Origin of the sequence: Methylobacter sp. (assembly GCF_023227905.1) — a bacterium.
Taxonomy (GTDB): domain Bacteria; phylum Pseudomonadota; class Gammaproteobacteria; order Methylococcales; family Methylomonadaceae; genus Methylobacter_A.
The window spans coordinates 106236-129347 of record NZ_JALOCF010000002.1 but is presented as its reverse complement, the minus strand read 5'-3'; the positions used below and the strand labels follow the sequence as shown (position 1 = coordinate 129347).

Annotated in this window: 21 protein-coding genes and 1 pseudogene; 8 read left to right on the top strand and 14 right to left on the bottom strand. The window is 45.8% G+C overall.

The annotated features are described in order from the left end of the window. The first annotated feature begins 438 nt into the window (after positions 1-438). The 4 genes from M0R47_RS01335 to M0R47_RS01320 all read left to right on the top strand — a co-directional run bounded on the left by M0R47_RS01335 (position 439) and on the right by M0R47_RS01320 (position 3100). Positions 439-930 carry a macro domain-containing protein gene (locus tag M0R47_RS01335; RefSeq protein WP_292549226.1) on the top strand — a complete coding sequence of 164 codons (492 nt, stop codon included), beginning with the start codon at positions 439-441 and terminating at the stop codon, positions 928-930. A 289-nt stretch (positions 931-1219) separates the two neighbouring features. Further along, positions 1220-1408, top strand: a complete 189-nt coding sequence (locus M0R47_RS21840) for a transposase (RefSeq protein ID WP_366513154.1) — start codon at positions 1220-1222, stop codon at positions 1406-1408. Beyond that, positions 1372-1665 (top strand): hypothetical protein, encoded by a 294-nt coding sequence (locus tag M0R47_RS01325; RefSeq protein WP_292549224.1) that lies wholly within the window; start codon positions 1372-1374, stop codon positions 1663-1665. The genes M0R47_RS21840 and M0R47_RS01325 overlap by 37 nt, the downstream gene beginning before the upstream one ends. A 295-nt stretch (positions 1666-1960) precedes the next feature. Beyond that, a complete protein-coding gene (locus M0R47_RS01320) occupies positions 1961-3100 on the top strand; it encodes a sensor histidine kinase (RefSeq protein WP_292549223.1) in 1140 nt (379 codons plus the stop codon). Between the two features lie 248 nt (positions 3101-3348). On the opposite strand, the gene M0R47_RS01315 is transcribed toward M0R47_RS01320, so the two are convergent. From M0R47_RS01315 to M0R47_RS01260, 13 genes are all read right to left on the bottom strand, one after another. Further along, entirely contained in the window at positions 3349-4005 is a 657-nt protein-coding gene (locus tag M0R47_RS01315; RefSeq protein WP_292549220.1) for a hemolysin III family protein, read from the bottom strand. Positions 4006-4498: 493 nt separating this feature from the next. Further along, a complete protein-coding gene (locus tag M0R47_RS21835; RefSeq protein WP_366513153.1) occupies positions 4499-4759 on the bottom strand; it encodes a hypothetical protein in 261 nt (86 codons plus the stop codon). A gap of 295 nt (positions 4760-5054) precedes the next feature. Continuing rightward, positions 5055-5966, bottom strand: coding sequence for a tyrosine-type recombinase/integrase (locus tag M0R47_RS01310; protein ID WP_292549322.1), 912 nt, complete (start codon positions 5964-5966; stop codon positions 5055-5057). After that, positions 5966-6343: a hypothetical protein gene (locus M0R47_RS01305; protein WP_292549218.1), complete on the bottom strand. Its 378-nt coding sequence runs from the start codon at positions 6341-6343 to the stop codon at positions 5966-5968. The genes M0R47_RS01310 and M0R47_RS01305 overlap by 1 nt, the downstream gene beginning before the upstream one ends. A 262-nt stretch (positions 6344-6605) precedes the next feature. After that, positions 6606-7022: a hypothetical protein gene (locus M0R47_RS01300; protein WP_292549216.1), complete on the bottom strand. Its 417-nt coding sequence runs from the start codon at positions 7020-7022 to the stop codon at positions 6606-6608. Between the two features lie 125 nt (positions 7023-7147). Continuing rightward, on the bottom strand, positions 7148-8020 hold the full coding sequence (locus M0R47_RS01295; protein ID WP_292549213.1) for a site-specific integrase: 873 nt from the start codon (positions 8018-8020) through the stop codon (positions 7148-7150). A gap of 199 nt (positions 8021-8219) precedes the next feature. Beyond that, complete coding sequence (radC, locus tag M0R47_RS01290; RefSeq protein ID WP_292549211.1) at positions 8220-8714, bottom strand: DNA repair protein RadC; 495 nt, start codon at positions 8712-8714, stop codon at positions 8220-8222. 143 nt (positions 8715-8857) lie between these two features. After that, positions 8858-9190, bottom strand: a complete 333-nt coding sequence (locus tag M0R47_RS01285; protein WP_292549209.1) for a hypothetical protein — start codon at positions 9188-9190, stop codon at positions 8858-8860. A 125-nt stretch (positions 9191-9315) separates the two neighbouring features. Next, the gene (locus M0R47_RS01280) at positions 9316-9636 is read right to left on the bottom strand and encodes a type I restriction endonuclease subunit M (protein ID WP_292549208.1); all 321 of its coding nucleotides are present in this window, start codon (positions 9634-9636) and stop codon (positions 9316-9318) included. Positions 9637-9756: 120 nt separating this feature from the next. Further along, positions 9757-10032, bottom strand: coding sequence for a hypothetical protein (locus tag M0R47_RS01275; RefSeq protein WP_292549206.1), 276 nt, complete (start codon positions 10030-10032; stop codon positions 9757-9759). 462 nt (positions 10033-10494) lie between these two features. After that, positions 10495-11328, bottom strand: coding sequence for a hypothetical protein (locus M0R47_RS01270; protein WP_292549204.1), 834 nt, complete (start codon positions 11326-11328; stop codon positions 10495-10497). Positions 11329-11553: 225 nt separating this feature from the next. After that, positions 11554-13446 (bottom strand): ATP-dependent helicase, encoded by a 1893-nt coding sequence (locus M0R47_RS01265; RefSeq protein ID WP_292549202.1) that lies wholly within the window; start codon positions 13444-13446, stop codon positions 11554-11556. A gap of 333 nt (positions 13447-13779) precedes the next feature. Beyond that, entirely contained in the window at positions 13780-14541 is a 762-nt protein-coding gene (locus M0R47_RS01260) for a hypothetical protein (RefSeq protein ID WP_292549200.1), read from the bottom strand. Positions 14542-14827: 286 nt separating this feature from the next. Between M0R47_RS01260 and M0R47_RS01255 the strand changes: the two genes are divergently transcribed. After that, positions 14828-15712 (top strand): DUF6499 domain-containing protein, encoded by an 885-nt coding sequence (locus M0R47_RS01255; protein ID WP_292549198.1) that lies wholly within the window; start codon positions 14828-14830, stop codon positions 15710-15712. A gap of 79 nt (positions 15713-15791) precedes the next feature. Here the strand turns inward: M0R47_RS01255 and M0R47_RS21830 are convergent. Further along, positions 15792-15863 (bottom strand): annotated as a pseudogene (locus tag M0R47_RS21830) (hypothetical protein); the annotation flags it as partial. Between the two features lie 289 nt (positions 15864-16152). On the opposite strand from M0R47_RS21830, the gene M0R47_RS01250 reads away from it, so the two are divergent. The 3 genes from M0R47_RS01250 to rmuC all read left to right on the top strand — a co-directional run bounded on the left by M0R47_RS01250 (position 16153) and on the right by rmuC (position 23112). Then, positions 16153-17646: a sigma-54 dependent transcriptional regulator gene (locus M0R47_RS01250; RefSeq protein WP_292549196.1), complete on the top strand. Its 1494-nt coding sequence runs from the start codon at positions 16153-16155 to the stop codon at positions 17644-17646. Between the two features lie 49 nt (positions 17647-17695). Then, on the top strand, positions 17696-21073 hold the full coding sequence (locus tag M0R47_RS01245) for a DEAD/DEAH box helicase family protein (RefSeq protein ID WP_292549194.1): 3378 nt from the start codon (positions 17696-17698) through the stop codon (positions 21071-21073). 230 nt (positions 21074-21303) lie between these two features. Then, on the top strand, positions 21304-23112 hold the full coding sequence (rmuC, locus tag M0R47_RS01240; RefSeq protein WP_292549192.1) for a DNA recombination protein RmuC: 1809 nt from the start codon (positions 21304-21306) through the stop codon (positions 23110-23112).

Below are 23112 nucleotides of genomic sequence, written 5' to 3'. Positions count from 1 at the left end.
AAATAAGTCCAATAAAATCAATGACATATAATGTTTTTTGATTCGCTTTTTATGCCTGGTCTAAACGCTTGCGTGACTTTTGCGTGACTCATTCACGCAGACCTTTTCCGCCGCTGCAATCAAAAATCCTCGTCGAATTCTTGAAAGGCCTGCGTCAGTGTGCAAGATGAAGTCTTGCCGGAAACTGCCGAAATCTTCGTTTACCTAGCCATGACCTAGTAAAAAGCGTGGAAAATTTGCCCAGTTTTTCCAGAAAAGAGCGTCAAAATATATTATTAGTTTTTACTATCTTATTGTTATTAAATACCTACTGATGTATTTAACTGAGATAGCCGAAGCTGACAGTGGTAAATTCTGGACGCTTTTTACAACCTAACATTAGATGCATTCACATTCGTCGAGCTTAATAGGCATTAAAAACCGTTAAAGGAGAACCTTATGTTCTATCAAGTCGAAGGGGATATTTTATTAAGTACAGCCTGCGCTATCGTGCAGGGAGTCGAAATCAACGATCCGATGGATAAAGGACTTGCGTTAGCTCTGCGCAATCAATATCCCGATATGTGCAAAGATTTCAACCGCTGGTGCCATCAACACAAAACACGACCGGGCGAAGCCTGGCTCTGGACCGGAACCAATAATAGTCATATTGTGAACTTGATTATTCAGGATGTGATTGATAGCCATGATTATCATGTGCACAAGGCCACTCTCAATAATATTAAGCATGCTTTGGATGCCTTGGCTAAACTTATCTTAAAAGAGAAAATGACCTCGATTGCTCTGCCGAAACTGGCCACAGGATCGGGCGATTTGGACTGGGATGACGTATGGCCGTTGATAGAGAACAGCTTAAAAGATACGGATATTCCTGTTTATGTCTATATTAGCTATCACCCTGGCCAAAAGGCGGAAGAGTTGTCGAACTGATCCTTTCGGCAATGACTTAGTTCGGCCAATACCTGCCGCAGAGCACGCATTAATCAGTGTCTGCAAACCGTTTCATTGCCGCCAATCACGGGGTTTGACTCAAAAATCCAACGGGCTTTTCGCTTCTTTAATCGTCCGGCTCGGCGCGGTATGGGTGTAGATCATCGAGGGAAAAGGGGTCAAGTTACATTATTGGTGCCAGCATTAAGCAGATTTAATTCATCTTCACTACCCCAAAACGCAATGGCTCGTATTCCCCGTCTTAGTTTGCCGAACATAGCGCAGCACATTGTGCAGAGCGGTAATAATCGCCAAGCCATCTTTTTTCACGAAGACGATTACAACATCTATCTGGGATACCCTGCGTGAAGCGTTGGCGAAGCACGGCGGCAGGCTTTTCGCATTTGTGCTGATGACCAATCACGTTCATCTGTTGGTATTGTGCGAAAAGAAACGCCGGGCGGGATTTCCGGCTTGATGCAATCGGTTGGCCGCCGTTATGTGCGCTATATCAATCCAACGTACCGGCGCTCAGGCACCTTGTTCGAAGGGCGCATCAAATCCAACTTGGTGGATAGCGAGTGTTATCTGTTGACATGCATGCGTTATATCGAACTCAACCCGGTGCGTGCTGGAATGGTGGACAATCCAGGGCAATACCCGTGGTCCAGCTTTCGTGCTCATGTGGGTGAAAGTGTGATTGACTGGTTGTCCGAGTCGGAGAAATATCGCTGACTGGCTGCCACCCCGGAAGCACGTAAGCTAACTTATCGCGACTTATTAATCAGCCGCTGGCGACTCGCGATATTGAATCGATACGCATGCATCTGAATAAGGACTGCGCTGGGCTCAAGCCAATTGCAGAATGAAGCCTATGCCAGGGCGACGTGCTAAAATTGCCCCTATGGGTCGACCGAGGAAAGCGGAATGCGGTGGAAAAAAATTAACCTCCCCCTTTTTTCCAACCCCATTCTCGTCCTGAGGCTGACATGTTGAGTCATATAACCTTGTCCACGAGTGGGGTGCAAAGATGCGTTTGGCCGAATTTATCTTAACGGACATGGAAACCATCCTGGCGGAATGGGAGATGTTTGCCGCCACCCAACTCCCGGCAGCGGTGAGCATGACGTCATTGGCTCTGCGTGACCACGCCCGACAAATTCTGGAGGCCGTGGCCAAAGACTTGCAGACTACCCAGACCAAGCAAGCTCAGGCCGACAAGTCCAAGGGGAAAGGCCCGCAACTGTCGAAAGCCCCGGAGACGGCGGCACAAACGCACGCCGTGCTGCGGGCGCAAAGCGGCTTCAACATCAATCAGCTCGTTGCCGAGTACCGTGCGCTGCGCGCCAGCGTCCTCCGCCTGTGGATGGACGCACACCCGGCCGTTGAGACGAAGCTGGAAGACGTCGTCCGCTTCAACGAGGCCATCGACCAGGCGATTGCCGAATCGGTGGGTTTTTTTAGCACCCAGGTCGAGCAGGCGCGCAACATGTTCTTGGGGATACTGGGGCACGACATGCGCAGCCCGCTCAACACGATCCTGATGACGGCCACCTATCTGGCAGCCATGAATGCCGGGGCGAACATCTCGGAAGCGGCATCCCGCCTGATCCGCAGTGGCGCTTCCATAAAAGCCCTGCTGGACGATCTCGTTGATTTCAACCGAGCCCAGTTGGGTCTGGGGATCAAGATGACCCTAGCCGATACGGATCTGTCGGCACTGTTCGAGAACGAGGTGGACCAGTTGCGCGGGAGCCACCCGGGCCGCCTGATTGAGCTGGAGGTGTCCGGCGACACAAGAGGCTTCTGGGACGGCCCGCGCCTGCAGCAACTACTCCGCAATCTCGTATCGAATGGGATCAAGTATGGGGCTGCGGACGGGGCGATCCGCGTCGTCTTGACCGGCGGGGAGGCGGACGTTCTTTGCGAGGTCACGAACAGTGGACCGGCGATCGAGCGATCTGTCTTGGAACGGATTTTTCTTCCGCTCGAGCGAGGCCTGGACCGAAGCGACAGCCGCAATGGCGACGACGAGGGCCTGGGGCTCGGGCTGTATATCGTGCGCGAAATCGCTCGGGCGCATGGGGGCGAGGTCGCCGTCCGTTCCGGCGAGGCAGAAACTGTGTTCACGGTGCGCCTACCACGCCGCAGTGAGGGCTCAAGCCCTTGAATCGTTCCTTTGCGGACAGCGTCGGCGGCCGAACCATCGGCTGCAGCAGACCGGGGCCATGGTGTTCGTTTCTGGGAGTTCACTACTGCCCGCTCGCACCGTCCAAGGTGTTCTGATTTCGTGGTGGGCGAGATAAGTGATGAAGCCAATGGCGAGACAATTCGCGGCCCAGCCGGCGAACTGGCAAGCGGAGCTGCAGGCCGGGTTTGCCTGCCGGCCCAGGAAGAAGACAATTGACAACGGCAGGACTAGACAGCGTACCAAAGTACTGCAAAGTAGTGGCAGGTCGTACCCGCGATAACGCACAAGTGCCAAATTAAATGCCCAAACCGGAGGTGAGAATCGACTGCCAGGAAAGCCACACCTACGGTGTAGGCCACGCCTCCTGCAATCAGCAAGTGCACGCCGAATTGTGGCATCCTGGCAAATAAGGGATCGAGCGCGATCACGATGAGCCACCCCATGAGCAAATAAAGGCTAGTAGGAATCATCAGACGCGACATTTTACCGAACACCAGCAGCGCGACGCCGACCGTAGCAAGCCCCCAAATAAGGCCGAGCAGTGTCCAGCCCCAGGTCCCCTGAAGAACCCCTAAGGTAAACGGCGTATAAGTACTAGCTATAAAGATGAAGATCGCCGCTTGCTCGATCGTCCGAAGCACGCGCTTGGTCTTCCCTGTTGGAAAAGCATGGTAGAGCGTGGAAAGAAAATAAAGTAGCACCATGGTCGCAGAGAAAAGGCTCGCGCCGATAATAAATGCTGAATTTTCATGGCGTGCCGCCTGCGTGATCAGAGACGGTGTGCCCACCAGGGCTCCAATCAGACCTAGACCATGACTAAAACTATTGGCGATTTCTTCCAGTCGGGATTGTTCACGCTGGGGCGCTGAAAATAGTTTACGCATACGGGCTCTCCTACGGGTTAACGTTAAAGATGACCGACATTGAACAGCTATGTGGATAGTTTGGTTTAACAGAAAAATTTGATTTCATCAAGGCTGAGAAGTTCAAGCTCATAGGCTGAGTTAGAACTCAGCGGAATCCGCTTTTCCGCTGGTCATTTATGCGCTGACAAAGCGCTGTTGATAGTGTGAACTGGTCGGGGTGGGCGATTAAATACAAAAAAAAAACGGGCGTCGCATGCAGAAAACGCTCGAAGGCTATTTCTTTAAGACTTAAAATTTTTAGAGCTGAAAGGCAGCTCAAGGCCAATAAGCAGTCATTCATTGTCAAATCCTGATCGTCGTCTTAGGGTCGATATTTGACTATCGAGTTGTTATTTCAGAGATCCATGAACACTTTTCTGGTTACATTTAAATTGAGCCCAAGACGATGCAACGCGAGTTCAGTTGTAGATATTGTGAGCCCCCGACCATTTTCAAATGCGAGCCGATACACCTAAAGAGCCAGCCCAGCCGCTAAAGCTGTCATACTAGCGACCTCTAAGTTCATAATCGCAATACTCCGCGATTCACTGATTATGGAGGAGAGCCTGATAGCTATTAATTCCGCTTCACAGAGCAGAGGCTCGGCCATCGCCTCTGCATCGTCCTGCGTTGTCTTCATTATTGCCTCACGGCTAACCACGTTGAGCGTTTTTTCAGACGATCTCCGAGTGGCGATGGACTGTATTAACCTCCAGCCAAATAGCTGACACACTATTATCAGGTAGAAGTTCGAGGTTTAAAATGAGGGGAGAAATTGGCGCCTATGTATAATCCGTCATCATGAATGGTTCACGATAAGGCAGCAACCTCGCTTCTACCGGTTCATGACTTGCCAAGGTTTTAAACATGTCCGCATCAACACGGTTTAATGAAATGTCCGTCCCATAGTTAACGATTTTGCCCTTAATCAGCCGGTCGCGGGTTCGATCCCCATCGCCAGCCCCATGTAAAATAAAGGGAATCAACGGATACAACGTCTTGATTCCCTTTTTTATGCGCGCTCTAAATCATTTCGTGGCTTTAAGTAACTCATTCACGCAGACCTTTTCAGCTGCTGCAATCAAATTCCCTACTTCAGCTGACGAGTAATGGTCTGTAATACGTGAGGATTTATGTCCTAACAAATCCTGCCGATCTTCAAATGAAACATTCGCTGCCCGCAAGCGCCGCCCGAAAGTATGCTTCAAATCATGAATCCGTACTGGAAGTTCGATGCGTTTTCTTGCTTTCTGCCAAGCCGAGTTATTCATCGTCTGCACAGCATGACCTTTATAGGTAAAGACATACTCAGGATGCTGGCCTCGTGATTGTTCGATAACCGTTCTTGCTATGCTGTTCAGCACCACCACTCTGGGCAATCGGTTTTTGACCTTCAGCGCAGGGATCACAAAAATACTCGCCTCCAGTTCGGGAATATATTCTTCCCAATCCCACCGCAAGGAACAGACTTCTTGCTCTCGGCAACCAGTGTTCACTTTAAACAGCGCCATCCTCAGCAAATGATCCGGTAATTCATTGAATAACCTGTCCTGCTGTTCCCATGACAGCGGGAACGGTTTTCTGGCATCCAATTGCTGGAGTAATTTGATTTTCGGTGGTGATGCTAGCCACGTCAAACCATATTCATCAATCCATTCCATTGCCGCCAAATTCAATATATGCCTGACCGTCTGTAAGCCATAATTGATGGTTCGGTTTTTGACGCCCTCTTGCCTGCGCGTTTGGATAAACGGTTGCAAGGTGCCCATGTGAACTGACTCCAAAGCCAAGTCGCCAATATAGGCATCAAGAATCTTCAAATGCAGCGCTGCGTCTTTCAAGCTGGCCTTCTGCGCTTCCAATAAATACTTAGTCGCGGCTTCCCGAAAAGTGCGTTTGGGCCGAACACCATAAACGGTTGCCTGACGGTTTTCCTCCATCAATCGAGCAAGGAAGGTTTGCGCTTCTTCGAGGTCGCTTGTGCCAGTGCTTTGGCAAATGCGTCTGCCTTTGATGACTTTGTCGATGTGCCAACAATCGCCCCTTTTGACGAGGCCGGGGATTTTCTTTGCCATGGTTTTTGCTCCTGTTTTTGTTTGCTGAGTTTGCCGATCCGAAGAATGTAGTCATCGGCCCAGGCATCTAATTCAATGCGATCGAAGGCAATACCTTGCGTGCCGATTTTGATTTCGGTCAGCGAAGGTCTGACTTCGGCGTTAAAACGATTCTTGTCCATCCCCAGATAGAATGGCGCATCACGAAAACGGATGATTCTGGGAATAATGGAATGTGAGGTTTCAGATTTTTTTGCTGACATGAATTGCACCTTGTGTTGTTGAGGTGCAGCGCATTTACAGTTTTCAAAAACGCGCTTTTTTCCGTGTTTTTTGCGGTGTTTTTTGCTGAGTAAAATTTTTCAGCAAAAAACTTTTCAATTTTGCCGTGCTATTTTTTATTCACTCCATCGCGTTTTTCACGTTGTGTTTCGGTTAAAAATTGCTGTCGATTAGTCATGTTGACGGACACATTTTTGCGTTTTAATTTTTTGCATAACGTGCCTGCCTCAACCAAAGGATTTGCTAGAAATCCTTCGCCCAGCGTTCCCAAAACCCTGGTTCATCATGGTGGGCATTTTGCATAGCAGCTTCTAACGGCAAGTGATAAAACGTCATGTTGCTATCGCGCATCGAGCCATCGGGACATTCCAAATGGTCGCGCAACAGGCAATACTTAGGATCGGATTCATCCAGCGCCAGATCGATATAAATCTGGCCGGCATAGTCTTCAAAACCGTCTTCCGAAGCCACCTCGGCACAACGACACCAGGCAATGCTTTGTTGATCCAACCAGTCCAAAAGCGCTTGCCGGCGTTCGTCGTCTTCATAGTCGTAGCTAAAGAGCTCTTCATCATCCGCCGTCGGACGAAAGTCGATATATAAAACGCCTCGTTGTTTTTGACGGGCAATCGCATCAATGTGTTCAATAATTACAGGCATACTTAATCTCCTCGATTTTATCGAATGGGGTTTATTCCACGGTCAGTGGTTTAAATAGGTTTAATAGAAAAATGTGGCCCTAGTGCTGCGGCTGGAAACTTAGGAACTGACGTGAAACTTGTCATTCAAAACCTGAAATTCGCCATCGCCTGCCGCTGATTCTTGTCCGAACGTCGGTCGTACAGCGTCGTCGTTTGCACGTGCTCATGACCGGCTAATTGTCGTGCTGTGTTTAAATCGACACCGAGTTCCAATAAGCGGCTGACAAACGTGCGGCGTAAATCATGCGGCGAACACAATGCCACGTTGGCTTGTCGGCAACGCCTTCTTAACAACGCATACACTTGATGGGCGCTCAGCGCAGAAGGTATTGCCGACATTGGCTTTTTACAGTTTTGCTTTTGACGTTGTTTGGACGGCAGTTCATCTACATGCACAAACAACGGTCCCGCCATCGCACCACGTTGCTTCAACCAGGCTTTCAGTTTTTGCTTGGCGGGATTCGGCAAACTGACGGCGCGTTGTTTGTTGCCTTTGCCAAACTGGATTTGCAACAGCCCCGAACGCGGATTGAAATCGTCCACGTTGAGGCGAACTAATTCCGTGCGCCGTAAGCCGGCATACAGCAGCACCGTTAAAATCACTTCATCACGCAGGGCACGAAGTGGGTTGTCGTCGGCGCGGCAAGCGGCCAGTAATCTTTCCACTTCGCGTGGCGTCAACTGCCGGCCTTTGGTGACACGTCGTCCACGGACATTCGGCACCGCTTGAATGCGTTGCCACTCATCGGCAGAATACGCGCCCAATTGAAAACCGGCTTTCAACACACCACGCACCGCCGCTAACGTGGTATTGACGGTATTCACCGACAAATCGGCTGCCGATAACGTCGCTCGCAATTGCATCAATGCGGCATAACGCAACGACAGCCACGGCCACTCAGCGCAGTCACCTTGCCAGCCGAAACAGGCTCCCACGCGTTGCAATAATGAACGCATTGAACGACGTCCTGATGGCGCCAAATGATCAAGGTACACTATCAACGCTAAGCGATCAGCATCGCTCGCGACACATGACATCGATAGACACGTGATTGCGTTCATAGCGGAGCCTCGCCGTTATTTGACACGGGGCCAGACACGTTAATGTGTATTAACGTGTCGGATATGGGACCTTGATTGCCGATACTGCGTGTGTTCATAACAGCCCCTGCTCGGCAAACGAAAAATAATCGGCTCCGCCGATGATGAAATGATCCAACACCCGAATATCGACCAGCTTTAACGCCTCGATCAGGCGCTGGGTGATCGAACGATCTGCTTCACTGGGCTCGGCAACGCCCGAGGGATGGTTATGGGCCAAAATCAACGCGCTGGCATTGAGTTGTAACGCCCGTTTGACCACTTCACGCGGATAGACGTTGGCGCCATCAATCGTGCCTTGAAAACAGCATTCGGCTTTTAAAACCCGGTGCTGGTTATCCAGGAACACACAGTAGAACACCTCGTGTTCTAAGGTCGCCAATTCCAGCATCAAATAGCTGCGTGTATCGATGGGATTGGTCAGGGCTTTGCCGCGCGCAAACTGGTGCTTAATCAACGCTCGGGCCATCGCCAGGATTTCTTCCGAGGTAACGGGACGCAGAACCTGAAAGTGGCCGGGGGTTTCGTGAATCTTAAAAGGACGGGTCATGGGTGTTTTCCTGATCAATAGACGTGGCAAAGTCTGGGCAGGAGAGCCCATCACAATGTCACGTCTGGTTTCATGGGATGTCCGTCAGCCTAACAGCGGGGCGACAGACAGCGGTTGGTTACCGTTAAGGTAATAAGGAGGTATCAATCTTGCTGATAGAGTTTGTCGATGTCGGCCAGAATGTCGCTGACATTCGCCAACGCACGACGTAAAGTCTTGGGGGTATGCTTGCGCGGATTTAAGCCCTTCACCGTATCGCGCAACTCCGTAAGCAGCTCTATAATGTCCGGCGATAGCGCGTTAGGGAGAGAACGTGTGCCCGCGTCGGTGGTTGCCGTGCTGGGTGAAGCAGAGTCAGCGGTCTGTTCAGCCGTAGCATCAGGTGTTTTTGCTGTCTTCTCCGGTGCGGCTTTGGCATCGGTTTTGGTTTCGGTAGGGGCTTTAGTTGCTGCTGGGGTTTCAGTTTTTGTGGTCATGGTGTTTCTCCAAATGGCATTAATAACAAAGCAGCCAGTCATCTGTTAATTTGCTGGCTGAATAAGGTTTATAAAAGTCGTGCGGGTGATCGAAGCACCCACAGCTGCCTAAACCGTTAGCTCGATCAATAGTCTTCGGGCAACAACAGGGTCGTTGCGCTACGATCGGCTTCCGTGATGATCCAGACCTTGATCGGTGCCAAAGCCTCGAGCATTCCCTGCGGTGAAGGCAGGACATAGACGGAAAAGAGCCGCCCTCCCAACTGGAGGGCTTCCTCATTAGCCTTGGCATCCTCGGAGCAGACATCACCCCAATCGCCGGTCATATGCCGACCGAGCAAGAGTAGAGGATTGATCTGGTAACGTTCCAGCGCGGCCTGTGCATTTGGCGTGACATAGAGTTGTCCGAGCTCAAAGCGTGTCGTTGAGTTTGATTTAGTGCCCATGTTAAGGCTCTCCTGTAATCGATAATTATCGAGACAAAACGCGCGGCGGAAGCATTGGATAAAGTTCAAGCCGCCACGCGTCGTTATCTAGCTCTTAGAATAAGCGGCTATAAAATGCCTTTATTCATCCGAGCCGATGTCTTCCTCCGAAAGCGAGTCGCTCGTGTCGTCAAAGTCGTCGTCTTCCGCGTACGCATCCGGCGTATAGTCGAAAGCCGCCAGTAACACTTGGGCATAACGATCCGACAAACAGCGCAAACTACGTCCGGCCTCCCGGCAGAATGGATAAGCTTGTGGCTGATGCAGTAACTGCTGATAATTCTCGCTGGTTTTTGTCACAATGTCGGCCAGAACCTCAATAGCTGGGACGAGGGTTTCAATCGTGGATGGCTTCATAAAAATCTCCGATAAAAAAGGGTTGAATTCTTCCAGGCGCACCAAACCTACGCGCACGCGAAAGCGCACCGGATTTTCAAACCCGATGGTCTAAGGGGACGCGCGTAGGGATATTGGGGACGATGAAAGGGACGTGTATCAAATTGAAATCACAATTTCATACAATAATATTGTATCATATAATACATTAAAAATCAAGAGCTTATAAATATTTATGCTGGAGATCAATCATGCGTAAAAACTGTCAACGAGGTCCCGAATTGTTCAGGTTTGAACAGGCGGCTGATTTTGAAGGGTTACCGAGAATGATAAATGGCAGGGTAAAATCAAGTGATGGTTATCAGTGATGCTCTCAATTGACAATTGTCAATTGAGAGCTTGTTGAAAGGAGGTTACGGTTGTAATTTTTCTCTATTTATCGGAATACACTATTTCATTCATTCCAATTAGATAGTAGATTATTTATTTCAATGCACTGATCAACCTCGACTCGAACATCCGACGATCTTTGATTGGCACCAGTGCTTTAGCACAATGTGGTTCCATCATCAGAAGTTCTTGAACACTACGGTATTGATTGGCCATCTTTTGTCCAAGTCTCCAATAGGAACTATCTGCTAAACCAGTCTTGGCTTCGGGCAACATACGGCCTAATGCATTGTAGTTAAGATCTTTAAGATCAAGATTTTGATCCCATATATTTTCATGAGAGAAATTAATTAAATCTTGGATAGTATATATTCCCAGACCTTTTATTATCCTCGATCCGCTAAACCTCAATTCAATATGTACACAACGTTTTGTTTTATCAAGCTTCGACTCTTTGTTACTATAAATAACTAAGTTATTTTTATGCTTATATCTTGATCCAAAGTAATGGGTATTTTCCTCATGATTAAAATAAAATTGATAGGCACTTCTTTTTCGCTCAAAAACCAGTAATTGGTCTATCAACTTTCTTAATTTTAATATTTGCTCTTTGTTGCTAGAAACAATATCCATAGCGAATTCAATATAATTAATTAGATAATCTCCTGTTAGTGCATGGTCAAGTTTTTCAAGATAGCTTAAATCGGGTTGATGTGCATCCAACAATAGACTCATGGTGTCGTAATGAAGTAGTGTTCTTGGAATAATTACATGCCATGGCCCAGTAGAATCTATTTGCTCAATTTTCGATTTTTTATTGGCGCTATCAACATAGAGTTTGACTCGATCATAAAAGAACTTTACTTCAAAACCTTTGTCTTCTAGGCAGCTTTGAAAAAGATTTAGGCTTAATTTAGTAGTGTTCATATTTGGCTCCTTTTAAATTATTTGAATAGTTGCTTATATAATATATATTGTTGAAATTATGCTTCATAAGCACACATTCCCCACACAAAAAGCAGCCGTTTTACGAGTATTTTTAACTCTACCCCCATAAAACCACCCCCAATAATCACTTGCAAATTGTGCACTTCTTGTAAAGGCATCGCACAGCTTGCTATCTAACATTAATGCCATGGTAATAAGTCAGCATTAATGAGTAGTTTTAGCTTTAATAACCTTGTAGACCAAACCCTGTTTATCCTTATCAATAAAGGATGATGGTTCATCCAAGATTCTAGATTCAATAAATCCAGAGTTAACTTTTGATTTTTTAGGGATCATTTTTATAGGTACAGGTGTCTGTAGAAGGTAGAGCTTTTTATGGTGCCTAGTCACTGCCACATAGAACACCCGTTTTTCCTCCTTTTGGGCTGTAGGTTTAGACTGGTATCGTGGGTAGACCCCATTAACCACGTTTATTAGAAATAGGTAGTCCCATTCTTGCCCCTTAGCGCTGTGGACCGTCATCATCTGCACACCCTGTCTTTCATCTTTTTTAGATAATTCGAACCATTCAGCATCGATATCCTCCAAACTTGCGCAATCACGGGCTTTTATCTTGATGTCAACCAGGTCTCTCTGTAATAGTTTGTGGTGATACTCATGACGGTCCTTCAACACTGCCTTTGTAGCGTCTATCAAACATTGGACGGAGCTTTCTACATTAGATAATTTAGCTGCCCGTTTTAAAGCATTAGACAACACATTTATCCGCTTATAGTGCTTCTTACAATCAGATTTAACGCTCAGAAGCGCTTTAGGCTTAACGGCCAATCGTTCTTGCAATATCGCTTTTAACTTTTTGCCTAACCATAGGTTTTCGATATGGTTTTTTACCAGTTCATGCTCTTTCTGGGTTAAACGTTTAGACCCTTTAGCTGCCCGACGTTGTTCTAGACAAACTAACTGTATTAACGCCAACAAATGAGCTCTATGCTGATTGATTTTAGTAGGCTGGTATCGTTCGGTAATATTTAAACCGCGGGCCCGTAAGGCAATGGCAGTTTGACTCAATTCTTTACGGGTTCTGGCCAAAATCGCGATTTTGGTGATGTCGACCTCTTTACCTCGCAAGGCCTTGATCTCTTTTGCTAGCCATCTGTGTTGTGCTTCTTGATCTAAAAGGTCTACTAATACGGGTATTTCACCCTCAAATTTACTGGTAAGTACGGCTGCATCCTTATTGATCCTGGTTGCTATGTCATTGACTAAAGGCAATGCCTCTATGGGGATTCGAAAAGACCGTGTTAGCGTAAATTGCTTGGGCGCTAGGGCTTTTACCAAGTCATCCCAATAGCGCGGTAATGCATTACGCCATTTGTAGATAGACTGATGAGTATCGCCAACCAGCACGGTGCTTTCCATATATTGGCACAGCTCAAATATAAACTCCTTTTGAGGGTAGTTAATGTCCTGTAGCTCATCGACCATCAGATGCTCATATGAACGCAGCAAAAAAGCCGCATCCGGGGCAGACTTCAGCAATTTCAAAGCCTGTCCTATCATGTCTTCGAAATCGACCTTATTACGTTTTTGTTTGTACTTGGAATAGGCTTTATAAGCTGATTTTGCCAATGCCGCTTTCTCTTCACCTAGAGTTGCTACAACTTTCGCGGCATTCCCAATTTCGTAGTGGTAAAAAGCCTGGTTTAGTTCTGATATTTTCAGTTTGTTTTGCTTAGCGTAGCGTTTAATAAACTGCTTTTTTCTCTGGTCTTTTAAGACTGAAGGTCGTGATAGACCTTGCTTTTTGTGGTATTGCATAACTAGCTGTAAGGCCAAGCCATGTATGGTCTTCACGGTAACTTTTTTTGCCACTGCCGGGTGGAGCTGTTTTGCTAAGGTTCGTTTGATATCTAAGGTCAATCCTTTGCTGTAGGTAACGATGACAATGCTTTTAGGACTGTACCCTAGTTCGTGCAAACGTTTGACTCGTAACGCTAATGTGGATGTTTTAGCACAACCTGGGCCAGCCTTAACCATGGCGTGACCATATAGATGATTGATGATTTGTTTTTGTTCGTTAGTTGGTTTTAATTTCATAAAATCTATCTCTGTAAGTTATCGGATACATTGAGTTGTTACTCAAATAGCCTTTACAGTTTTTGATTTCGTGAAATTGAGTTGATGGTGTGGCTGCGCCAAACCTGACAGGGTGTTAATGGTGCGAATATCAATGTCAGATATCGGACCTTAAGCTTTTAATCAAATGGCGTATATTCGAAAATTACTTCTTAGAAACTATAGATATTCTGCCTGCAAACCCTGCATAACCGCAGTTCTGATTCGCCAATTGGCGAATCAGAACCTATTGGTTTTTATGTTCTCAACATACGCTTAATAAAGCATGCGACGAAAATTTATTAAAAGTAAGTATTACGATGCATCCTCCAAATTGAATTCCTCAAATAAGTGTTCTTCGATTAAATCCAAAACTGCGTGAATCCGTTTTTCTGTAACGTTTCCATCATATTTATCCATCATTGTTGCTAGCTTAGGTACAATCTTTTCGGCAATATCGGTAGCACTATGTTTTGACCAGCGAGTATCCTCCTCTCTTTCACCGCTGAGTAAATCTCGTACAGCCTTTGCTACTAACTTTGCAGTTGGAAAGTCCAGCGATTCTGATTTCTCTTTCATAGCCTTTTTCCAGGCTTTTTTGATCTGCTTTTTATCATCGCCAAATTTACTGAGAGGACGAAGAACTGACTCTCTGACTGTTCCAATTTTACCCTCGCCGAACAATATCACTTCTAATTGTGCTGCCTTGACTTCTCGGTACAAAGTTGAAAGGCTTTTGGCTTTTGGAAGCTCTGTTTCAAGGCAAACCTTAAGAGAAGCATGTCCAAGTAAGTCGTACCCGCCCTGATCAAAGAAATGTACCGCCATTCTTAAATTTAGCCGGCAGGTCGATGCATTGCTCTGATATTTTTTTAGATAAGCCATTTCTTCCTTTAGGTAATCCATGACCTTGAGCGCATCTTGTTTCGAACCCTTAGTGCCATCATTATCCAGAAGCTCTTTGATCCAGCTATCCGTTCTAGCTTTTGTGGGGACGTCATTGGCAATTAGCTTACGATAATGATCTGCTTTTTGAGATTTGATAGTCATTGTATTTTTTTTAGTTTTTACTTTCATATATAGCTCCAACGATATGCTAAATAAGTTTCAATTTGGAATTCCTGGCTATGGCGAGGATTTGTCTAACAATATTTGTTATTCTATTTCTCACTCAGGTGAATAAATCTTCAAGCTTAGTTAGGCCATAAATAGAGCTTGAATTATTGGCTTGCACCGAATAGCCATCATTAACAATGTTACAGTTTTGCCTGTCTCTGAGCACCCGAATCAACGATCATGACGAAGATTCGATTGACTATTTATATGAATTAAAGTAGGAAAAATTTTGATTGGGAGGATAAAAGTGCGAGAAATAGATGGCTCGAAAATAGAGGAGATAATTCCCTCTCAATCGAGCACAAATGAACAACAAATACCAGCTCTTGTGAAGCCTCGGAAAACGCCAGAAATACCCAATTGGCTGCCGAATTGGAGAGAGACAGAAGGCTATCCTGATCCCAGAGGCACTGTTGCAAAAGAACAATGGGCATGGGAATTTATACGAAGAAACCCAAGATACCAGCATCTATACCGAATCGGGAGGCGACATAAAGAATCTTGGTATATTAAATTTCCAACTAGCAAAAGATTCTCCCGATATTTCAAATGTACTCCCAAGGTAAATAAAGACGAGAGCTACGAAGAATACATGGCCCGATGCGAATTAGATAATGTTGTACCTAAAATCACACCTAAGCAACAAAGAATCCTCGACGTCTTTCCTGTTGCTGAGTTTTCAAAAAAATTAGACCCAGCTAATACAAAACCGCCAAAGTTCAATAAAGATTATGGATATCCTATCAATAATCCGTTTTCGGAGGATGAAGAGGAAATCACATTCTCAATAGCTGGTGACGATGAAGTTTTTATGGCCTTTTCTGCTGCGTTGCCGATTAAAGCTCAAATTCAAAAAGCTGAACAACTTTTACTTGAGCAACAAAAGTATTACGAAGAGCAAGGTAATCAATTACAACATAAAGGAAATGTACGAATACAACCTCTAAGGAACTATCTTCGTTATCTTGATGGAGAAATCGAGGGTGCAACCCAGGTTGAAATTGCGAGTATTGTTCATCCTAATGAAGATCAAGATAGCGCCAAAAAAAAGGTCAACAAAGGAATAAAGGCTGCTAGAAATTGTAGAGATTTTGGGTATTTAAAAATCCTTGGTACAGAAATATTAAAATAACCCCAAATTTATGATTAAGGTGTAGTAGTTCAAACATGTCCCGACATTTACTGTTTTTTCGAATCTATATCTCTTTTCGCTATATTTTAATAGTAAATAGCTCGTTGATATTGTTCATATAAGAGGGTGATTTGAATTGCCGTTTCATTTGCCAGCGAGCGAGCTTCCTGCTGAAATTGGGTTAGGGGTAATATAGCTGACTTTCTTGTCAGTAACTTTCTTGCTCATTCGAGTACCTCTCGTGAAAGAAGAATACTAGCTTTTGCATGTGTCCACTATTCGTGGGGAATCACTTTTATCAACTTATTTACGGATAAACTCTTATTTCTCATTTAATTCCATAAACAATATAGCATTCCATCAAAGGTTTTGGGATTGACTATATTTCGTTTTAGCTCATACTGAGCATAATAAATTTTACGCATCTAATATAATTTTTTATGAAAAATAGATTGCTCTTTTCATGGATAGGTAACGCGGATATTCGTGAGGCAGCAAATCAGGAGCGTTTAGGGCCGTTAGAAAGTATCTTAGGGCACTCGCGATATGATGTCCTGTATCTGATATACGATAAACCGGAAACTGAGATAACCTCATATATCCGGCATATTGAAGAGCGCTTTGATGTAACCATTGTAAAGAATCCGGTTGCATTATCAGATCCGACTCATTTTGGAGATATATATCGAGCCTTTGATTCGATGCTAGAGAAAGCGCAAAGTTCGTATTCAAACGCTGAGTTCACTATTCAAATAACGTCGGGTACCCCGTCAATGACGGCCGTTTCAATTTTGTTAGGTAAAGCCAAATACTCTACCAAGTTCGTGCAGTCATCAATCGAACAGGGAGTGTCTGAACCAGATTTGCCGTTTGATATTGCTGCTGATTTCTTGCCGGCGCTAGCAAAAAGGACCGACGCAAAATTCTCAGACCTGTTTTCAGGACAAACGCCTAATACTGCCGCGTTTGCGGATATATTAACGCAATCTAGTATTATGGAAACTCTGAAACAGAAAGCAGCGATCATCGCTCAACGAGACGTTCCGGTGCTGATTTATGGGGAAACTGGGACAGGAAAAGAGCTCTTTGCCAAGGCAATTCATAATGCGAGTCGCCGCTCAGGTAAGCCGTTACTCACACTAAATTGCGGTGCAATTCCGAAAGATCTGATTGATACAACGCTATTTGGTCATACCAAAGGTGCGTTTACCGGAGCCCATGATTCAAGAAAAGGATATTTTGAACAGGCTGATGGAGGCACTTTATTTTTGGATGAGTTCGGTGAGTTGCCTCTGGAGTCACAAGTAAGGCTTTTACGAGTTATTCAGCAAGGAACGTTTACTTCAGTAGGCTCTACAACTGAGAAACTAGTCAATGTGCGTATTATCGCAGCAACTAACCGTAACCTAATTGACGATATTGCTAAGGGCAGATTTCGAGAAGATTTATTCTATCGAGTAGCCATAGGTATGATTACTCTTCCTCCGCTTCGTGAGCGGAAAGGTGATTTGCCTCTTCTTGCAAAAAAGTTGCTGGAAAAAGTGAACCAAGATGCCAGTGAGTCCCCTGGCTATATACATAAAAAATTTTCTGCTGGTGCAATAAAATTTATATCTAATCACAGTTGGCCGGGAAATGTGCGAGAGCTTCAAGCGACCATTCTTCGAGCCTCTTTATGGCAACAAGGTGAGCTTTTGTCGGAGGAGGACATTCGCGATGCATTGCTTGGAACCCGGCCGGTTGGAGATGGGATATTTGAGCGAGATATATCGCAAGGGATTGATATTAACGAAATTTTAAAGGAAGTGAGTGCGCATTATATCGAGCGTGCACTCAAGGAAAATCACGGTAATAAAAGTAAAGCTGCGGCCATGCTTGGGCTGAAAAATTATCAAACATTAAATAACTGGATAGAAAAGCACGATGTGAAATAAACATTGGCACGGTTTTCGCTTTAAAGCCGGTATGGACAGAATAATATTTATGAAATCTATCAATTTTGAGTTTCTTCGACCACAGAATGACGTGCTAGCTAACATAGGCGGCTTGGCCGAGGCGGTGTTACATGTTGATCCAGGTAGTGCATTGACGCGTTTAAGAGGTTTCGCGGAAGAGCTTACTAAAACGATCTACAAAGAAGAACAGCTACCACGACTGCCACAATCTAGCTTTTATGAGCTGATCAAAAATCCAGTCTTTGAAGATTGCGTTAGTAAATCGCTTATTCATCAGATCAATTTCTTGCGAATTCAAGGTAATGATACCGCGCATGGCGCTGAAGGCGAGATTCGTAACGCGCATATGGCTTTGGGTACAGCGCATCAGCTTGCCATGTATATGGGGATTAAATATTACGGCAAGAAGAAAGACGATATTCTTACCTTTCAGGATATCAACGACCCTACCGCTACTCTAACCCAGCTGCAAAAATCGGTTTCCAGCTATGAAAAGGAGCTGCAAAAACAACAAGACGAACTGCAGCGCGTTATGGAGGCGCTTGAGCGTGAACGTACCAAAAACATTGATCGTTTGGAAACTCCCGCCAAGCCGGATCAGCAAAAGAGGAAACAACAAAGCCAGCAGGTGGCCGACAGCCTGCAATGGAACGAAGCCAAAACGCGCGACTTACTAATCGATGCCATGTTATTGCAAGCTGGATGGGATATTCATAATCCAGAACAGGTTGGGCAAGAGTTCGAAGTTGCATTCCCAGATAATAAATCAGGCAAAGGTTACGTAGATTACGTGCTTTGGGGAGATAGCCAGCCCTTGGCAGTCATTGAAGCGAAAAAATCAGGTAATACCAACCTACAAGCGGGGCGAGAACAGGCTCGGCTTTATGCTGATGCTTTTGAACATATGGGCTACCAGCGCCCGGTTATTTTCTATAGCAATGGTTATGAAACCTTTATCTGGGATGACCACCAGTACAACACCTATCGTCCAGTCTATGGCTTCTATAGCAAAGATAGCCTGGACTATTTGATTTATCAACGCCATTACCGTAGTGCTGAACTCGAAAAATTCAATCCCGAACTGAGCATTGCCGATCGTCCTTATCAAATCGAAGCGGTTAAAACGGTTGCGGCGCATTTTCAGAGCCAGCGCCGCAAGGCATTGATCATTCAAGCAACGGGAACCGGTAAAACTCGTGTGGCCATTGCTTTGAACGAACTTCTGTTACGTACAGGCTGGGCTAAGCGCGTTTTGTTCTTATGTGACCGCAAAGAGCTGCGTATCCAGGCTGACGAAGCCTTTAAACAAAATTTACCCAGCGAACCACGCTGCATTATTGGTGAAACCAATAAAATCGATCAAACAGCTCGCGTCTATATCGCGACCTATCCAGGCATGATGAATCGTTTTACCCAACTTGATGTCGGCTTTTTTGATCTCATCATAGCCGATGAAAGTCATCGGAGTGTCTATAACAAATACCGTGATTTGTTTGATTACTTCGACGCGTTGCAAGTGGGACTCACCGCCACGCCGGTTAAGTTCATTAGCCGCAACACCTTCGATATGTTCGATTGTGAAACTACCAATCCCACCTTCGAGTTTGGCCTCGATGCAGCTATCAATAATGAGCCACCTTATTTGGTGCCGTTTCGAGTCAAAGATCTAACCACGGATTTTTTGCGCGACGGGATTCATTATAACGATCTAACAGAAGAGCAAAAACGACAACTGGAAGAAGATCTTGGCGAAGAAGAAGCTAAAAAGACTACCATTGCCGGGAAGGACATCGGCCGTAAAATTTTTAGCGAAGATACCGACCGTATCATTCTGGAAAACCTCATCAACAACGGCATTAAAGACGAAACAGGCTCGTTAGTAGGTAAAACCATCATCTTTGCACAACGCCAAGAACATGCCGAGCACCTGGAAAAGCTCTTTTGCAAACTCTACCCTCAGTATGGCAGTAAGGTGTGTAAGGTGATTCACAATGCGATTCCCCAGGTGGATAGCCTGATTAAAGAATTCAAAAAGGCCGACAACGAGTTTCGCATTGCGATATCGGTCGATATGCTTGACACCGGTATCGATGTGCCCGAAGTGGTCAATCTGGTCTTTGCTAAGTCGGTCAGATCCTGGGTGAAATTCTGGCAAATGATTGGCCGTGGTACGCGCTTGCGCCCAAACTTGTTTGGTCCAGGCAAGCATAAAACCGAGTTTTTAATCTTTGATCATTATGGGAACTTCGATTTTTTCGAAGAAGAATATCAGGAACCGGAAGACACGGGCAGCAAGTCTCTATTACAAACTACCTTTGAGGCGCGCTTGGAACTTGCTCAAGCAGCGCTTAAACATAACAATGCACAAGCTTTCGATGTGGCCGTCGAACTGATGCGCGCAGATGTCAATGATCTGCCAGATACCAGTATTGCTGTTAAGAGAGAGCTGCGCGTAGTGCATCAATTACAACAAACTGATTTGTTAAAAACGCTGGATGCAAAAACTCAGCACCTGCTGGTGAATACGATTGCGCCCTTAATGTCAGCTAGAGTTTTGCGAGACAAGCACGCTACCGCGTTAGATAAACTCATCGCCAACATCGAAAGTTGCTTGGTTAATCAAGCCAGCTGCTTTGATGACGGCCGTGATCAATTGCTGGCCGAGCTCGACAAACTAGCAGTCAACATACAAGCAGTGCGTCAAAAAGACACGGTTATTGCCGAGGTACGTAGTGCCGGATTCTGGCAGCAACCCAGCATTGAGAAACTCGAAACCGCCCGTAAAGAATTGCGCGGCATTATGAAATACCGGCAATTGGGTGGTGGAGGGGGGTATGCTATGCCTGCCACAAAAACCGGTGACACGGGGGTAAGAGAGACAGACCGCGAAGTCAAAATTGCTGGCGCTAACGAAGCGATGATCTACCGCAGACGATTGAAAAGCATTTTGGATAATATGATCGCTGCGAATCCAACCCTGCAAAAAATACACAAGGGCGAAGCCATCACCGAAGCAGAGCTAAAGTCACTCACATCGACGATACTCACCAGCCACCCGGGAGTCAGTTTGGAAGTGCTTAACGATTTTTACGGACGCACCGCAGACCAATTGCAGCTAACGGTTAGAGAGCTGGTTGGCCTCGACCCGCAAGCGATAGAAGACCTCTTCAAGAGCTTTTTGCACGACCATCCCAACCTTACAGCTCAGCAAGTGCGTTTTATGAACTTGCTAAAAAATTATATCGCCCAGCATGGTTCCATCGTGGTGGAAAAACTCTACGAGCCCCCCTTCGACAGTATTTCTCATGAGGGTATCGATGGGGTATTTAAACCGGATGATGTAAACGATCTGATCGAAGTGCTAAAACCATTTTTAAGCGCTGACGCGCAGCTAGCAAATATATAGGAGGACACATGCCGGCCATTCAATGGACCACTGAACTTACTGCCATTTTCTGCGTTGTTATGATTGCCGTGGCAGTAATTGGCTATCTAGCAGCGACACTTCGCTTTAGCCGCCGCAATACCGAGCTGAACGGTTTGCTGGAGCAAGCAAAGCAGGAGCTGAGCAAAAGCACTGAACAGCTTATTTCCATACAAGCACAACAGGATGCGCTACAAAGCAAAAATCATCAATTGGCATTAAGCGAAAGCAAGCTGGAGCAACAAATATCAGCTGCACAGGATAAATGTCTGAGTCTGGAGAAACGTCTAACAGAAACGCAAGCCGAAGCTAAAACCGAGCGTGAGGCCTTGCGTCAACAACTGGAAATACTCAACCAACAACACCACGAAGCTGAAAAGCAGCGGGAAACCGCGCAGGCCGATGTACGTTCGCTAACCAAGCAACAAGAAGACCTACGCAATCGACTGCAACAAATAGATATTCAGCTGCAAGATGAACGCAAAGAGGTCAGCCGCTTAAAAGATGAATTGGCGCAGGAAGGTAAAAAAGCCAAGGCGCTAGAGACTTCTGAAAAAGAGGCGCGTGAACAACAGCAGGAATTACGTGAACGTCTGCAAATGATTGATAATGCGCTTCAAGAAGAGCGTAAAGAAGTCAATCGCTTAAAAGATGAGTTGGCGCAAGAAGGCAAAAAATCTAAAGCGTTAGAAACGGGTGAAAAAGAGGCTCGCGAACAGCTGATTGAACATAAAAGTAAGCTCAGAGAACAAATTGAAGCATACAGCCAGTTACAACAGCGTTATCAAGATCTTAGCAATGAGCATACCGAACTAAAAACCACGTTGGAGAGGCGGGAGGAGCACTTTAAAGAGCAAATGGCCCAGCTCTCCGAAACCAAGCAATCATTAACCAAAGAATTTGAAAATCTGGCTAACAAAATTTTTGAAGAAAAAGGAAAAACCTTTACCCATACCAGCCAGGCTAGCATTGATAACATGCTCAAACCTTTCCGCGAGCAGATAGAAGGCTTCCAAAAACGTATCAACGAAGTCCATGATGCGTCAATCCAGGGGAACACCAGCCTGAATGCTGAAATTAAAAAGGTGCTCGACATTGGATTGCAAATGAGTAAAGAGGCCAACAACCTGACATCGGCGCTCAAAGGAGATTCCCAGCAGCGCGGCGCCTGGGGCGAAGCACAGCTGTGTCGAACCCTGGAAATGAGTGGCTTAATAGAAGATGCTCACTATGAAGTGCAAAGTTCGTTTAAAGACGCAGAGGGGAAAAACAAGCAGACTGACTATCTGATCAAATTGCCAGACGGTAAACACATTATCATCGACAGTAAGGTATCTTTGCTGGCCTACGATAGATCCGTCAGCGCTGAATCACCAGAAGAATACCAACTGGCAATGGTTGAGCACGTCAAAGCGGTACGTAAGCACATTGATGATCTGGCCTCCAAGGATTACACCAACCTCGTCGGAATGCGCAGCCCCAGCTTTGTGCTGATGTTTATGCCTATCGAACCGGCCTATATTGAGGCATTAAAGAATAATAAAGATCTGTTCGAATACGGCTACAAGAAGAACATTGTATTGGTATCCCATACCACACTCATCCCAATTTTACGCACAGTATCGAATCTGTGGATGATAGAGCGGAGCAATGCCGAAGCTCGCGAGATCGGTGAAAAAGCCGGGGAAATCTACAATCAGGTGTGCACAGTAGCAGAGCGCCTAAGCAAGCTGGGTGGCACGCTCAATACCGCCAGTAACCATTACAACAATACCGTAAAAGCCTTGGCGGGCCAGCAAGGGCTGTATGGCAAGATAGATCGATTTAGTCAACTTTCTGCCAAAGTCAGTAAATCCTTGCCTCAGCTAGAGCCAGCGCATATGGACTTTGAAACTGAGCGGCTATCGCTCATTATTGAGCCCATTGAAGAAGAGGATCAGGCACTGCAACCGGTGCTTGCCGAAGCGGAAGATGAGACCGGTGATGAAAATGAATTTTTAACGATTGAACAAGAGAAGTAA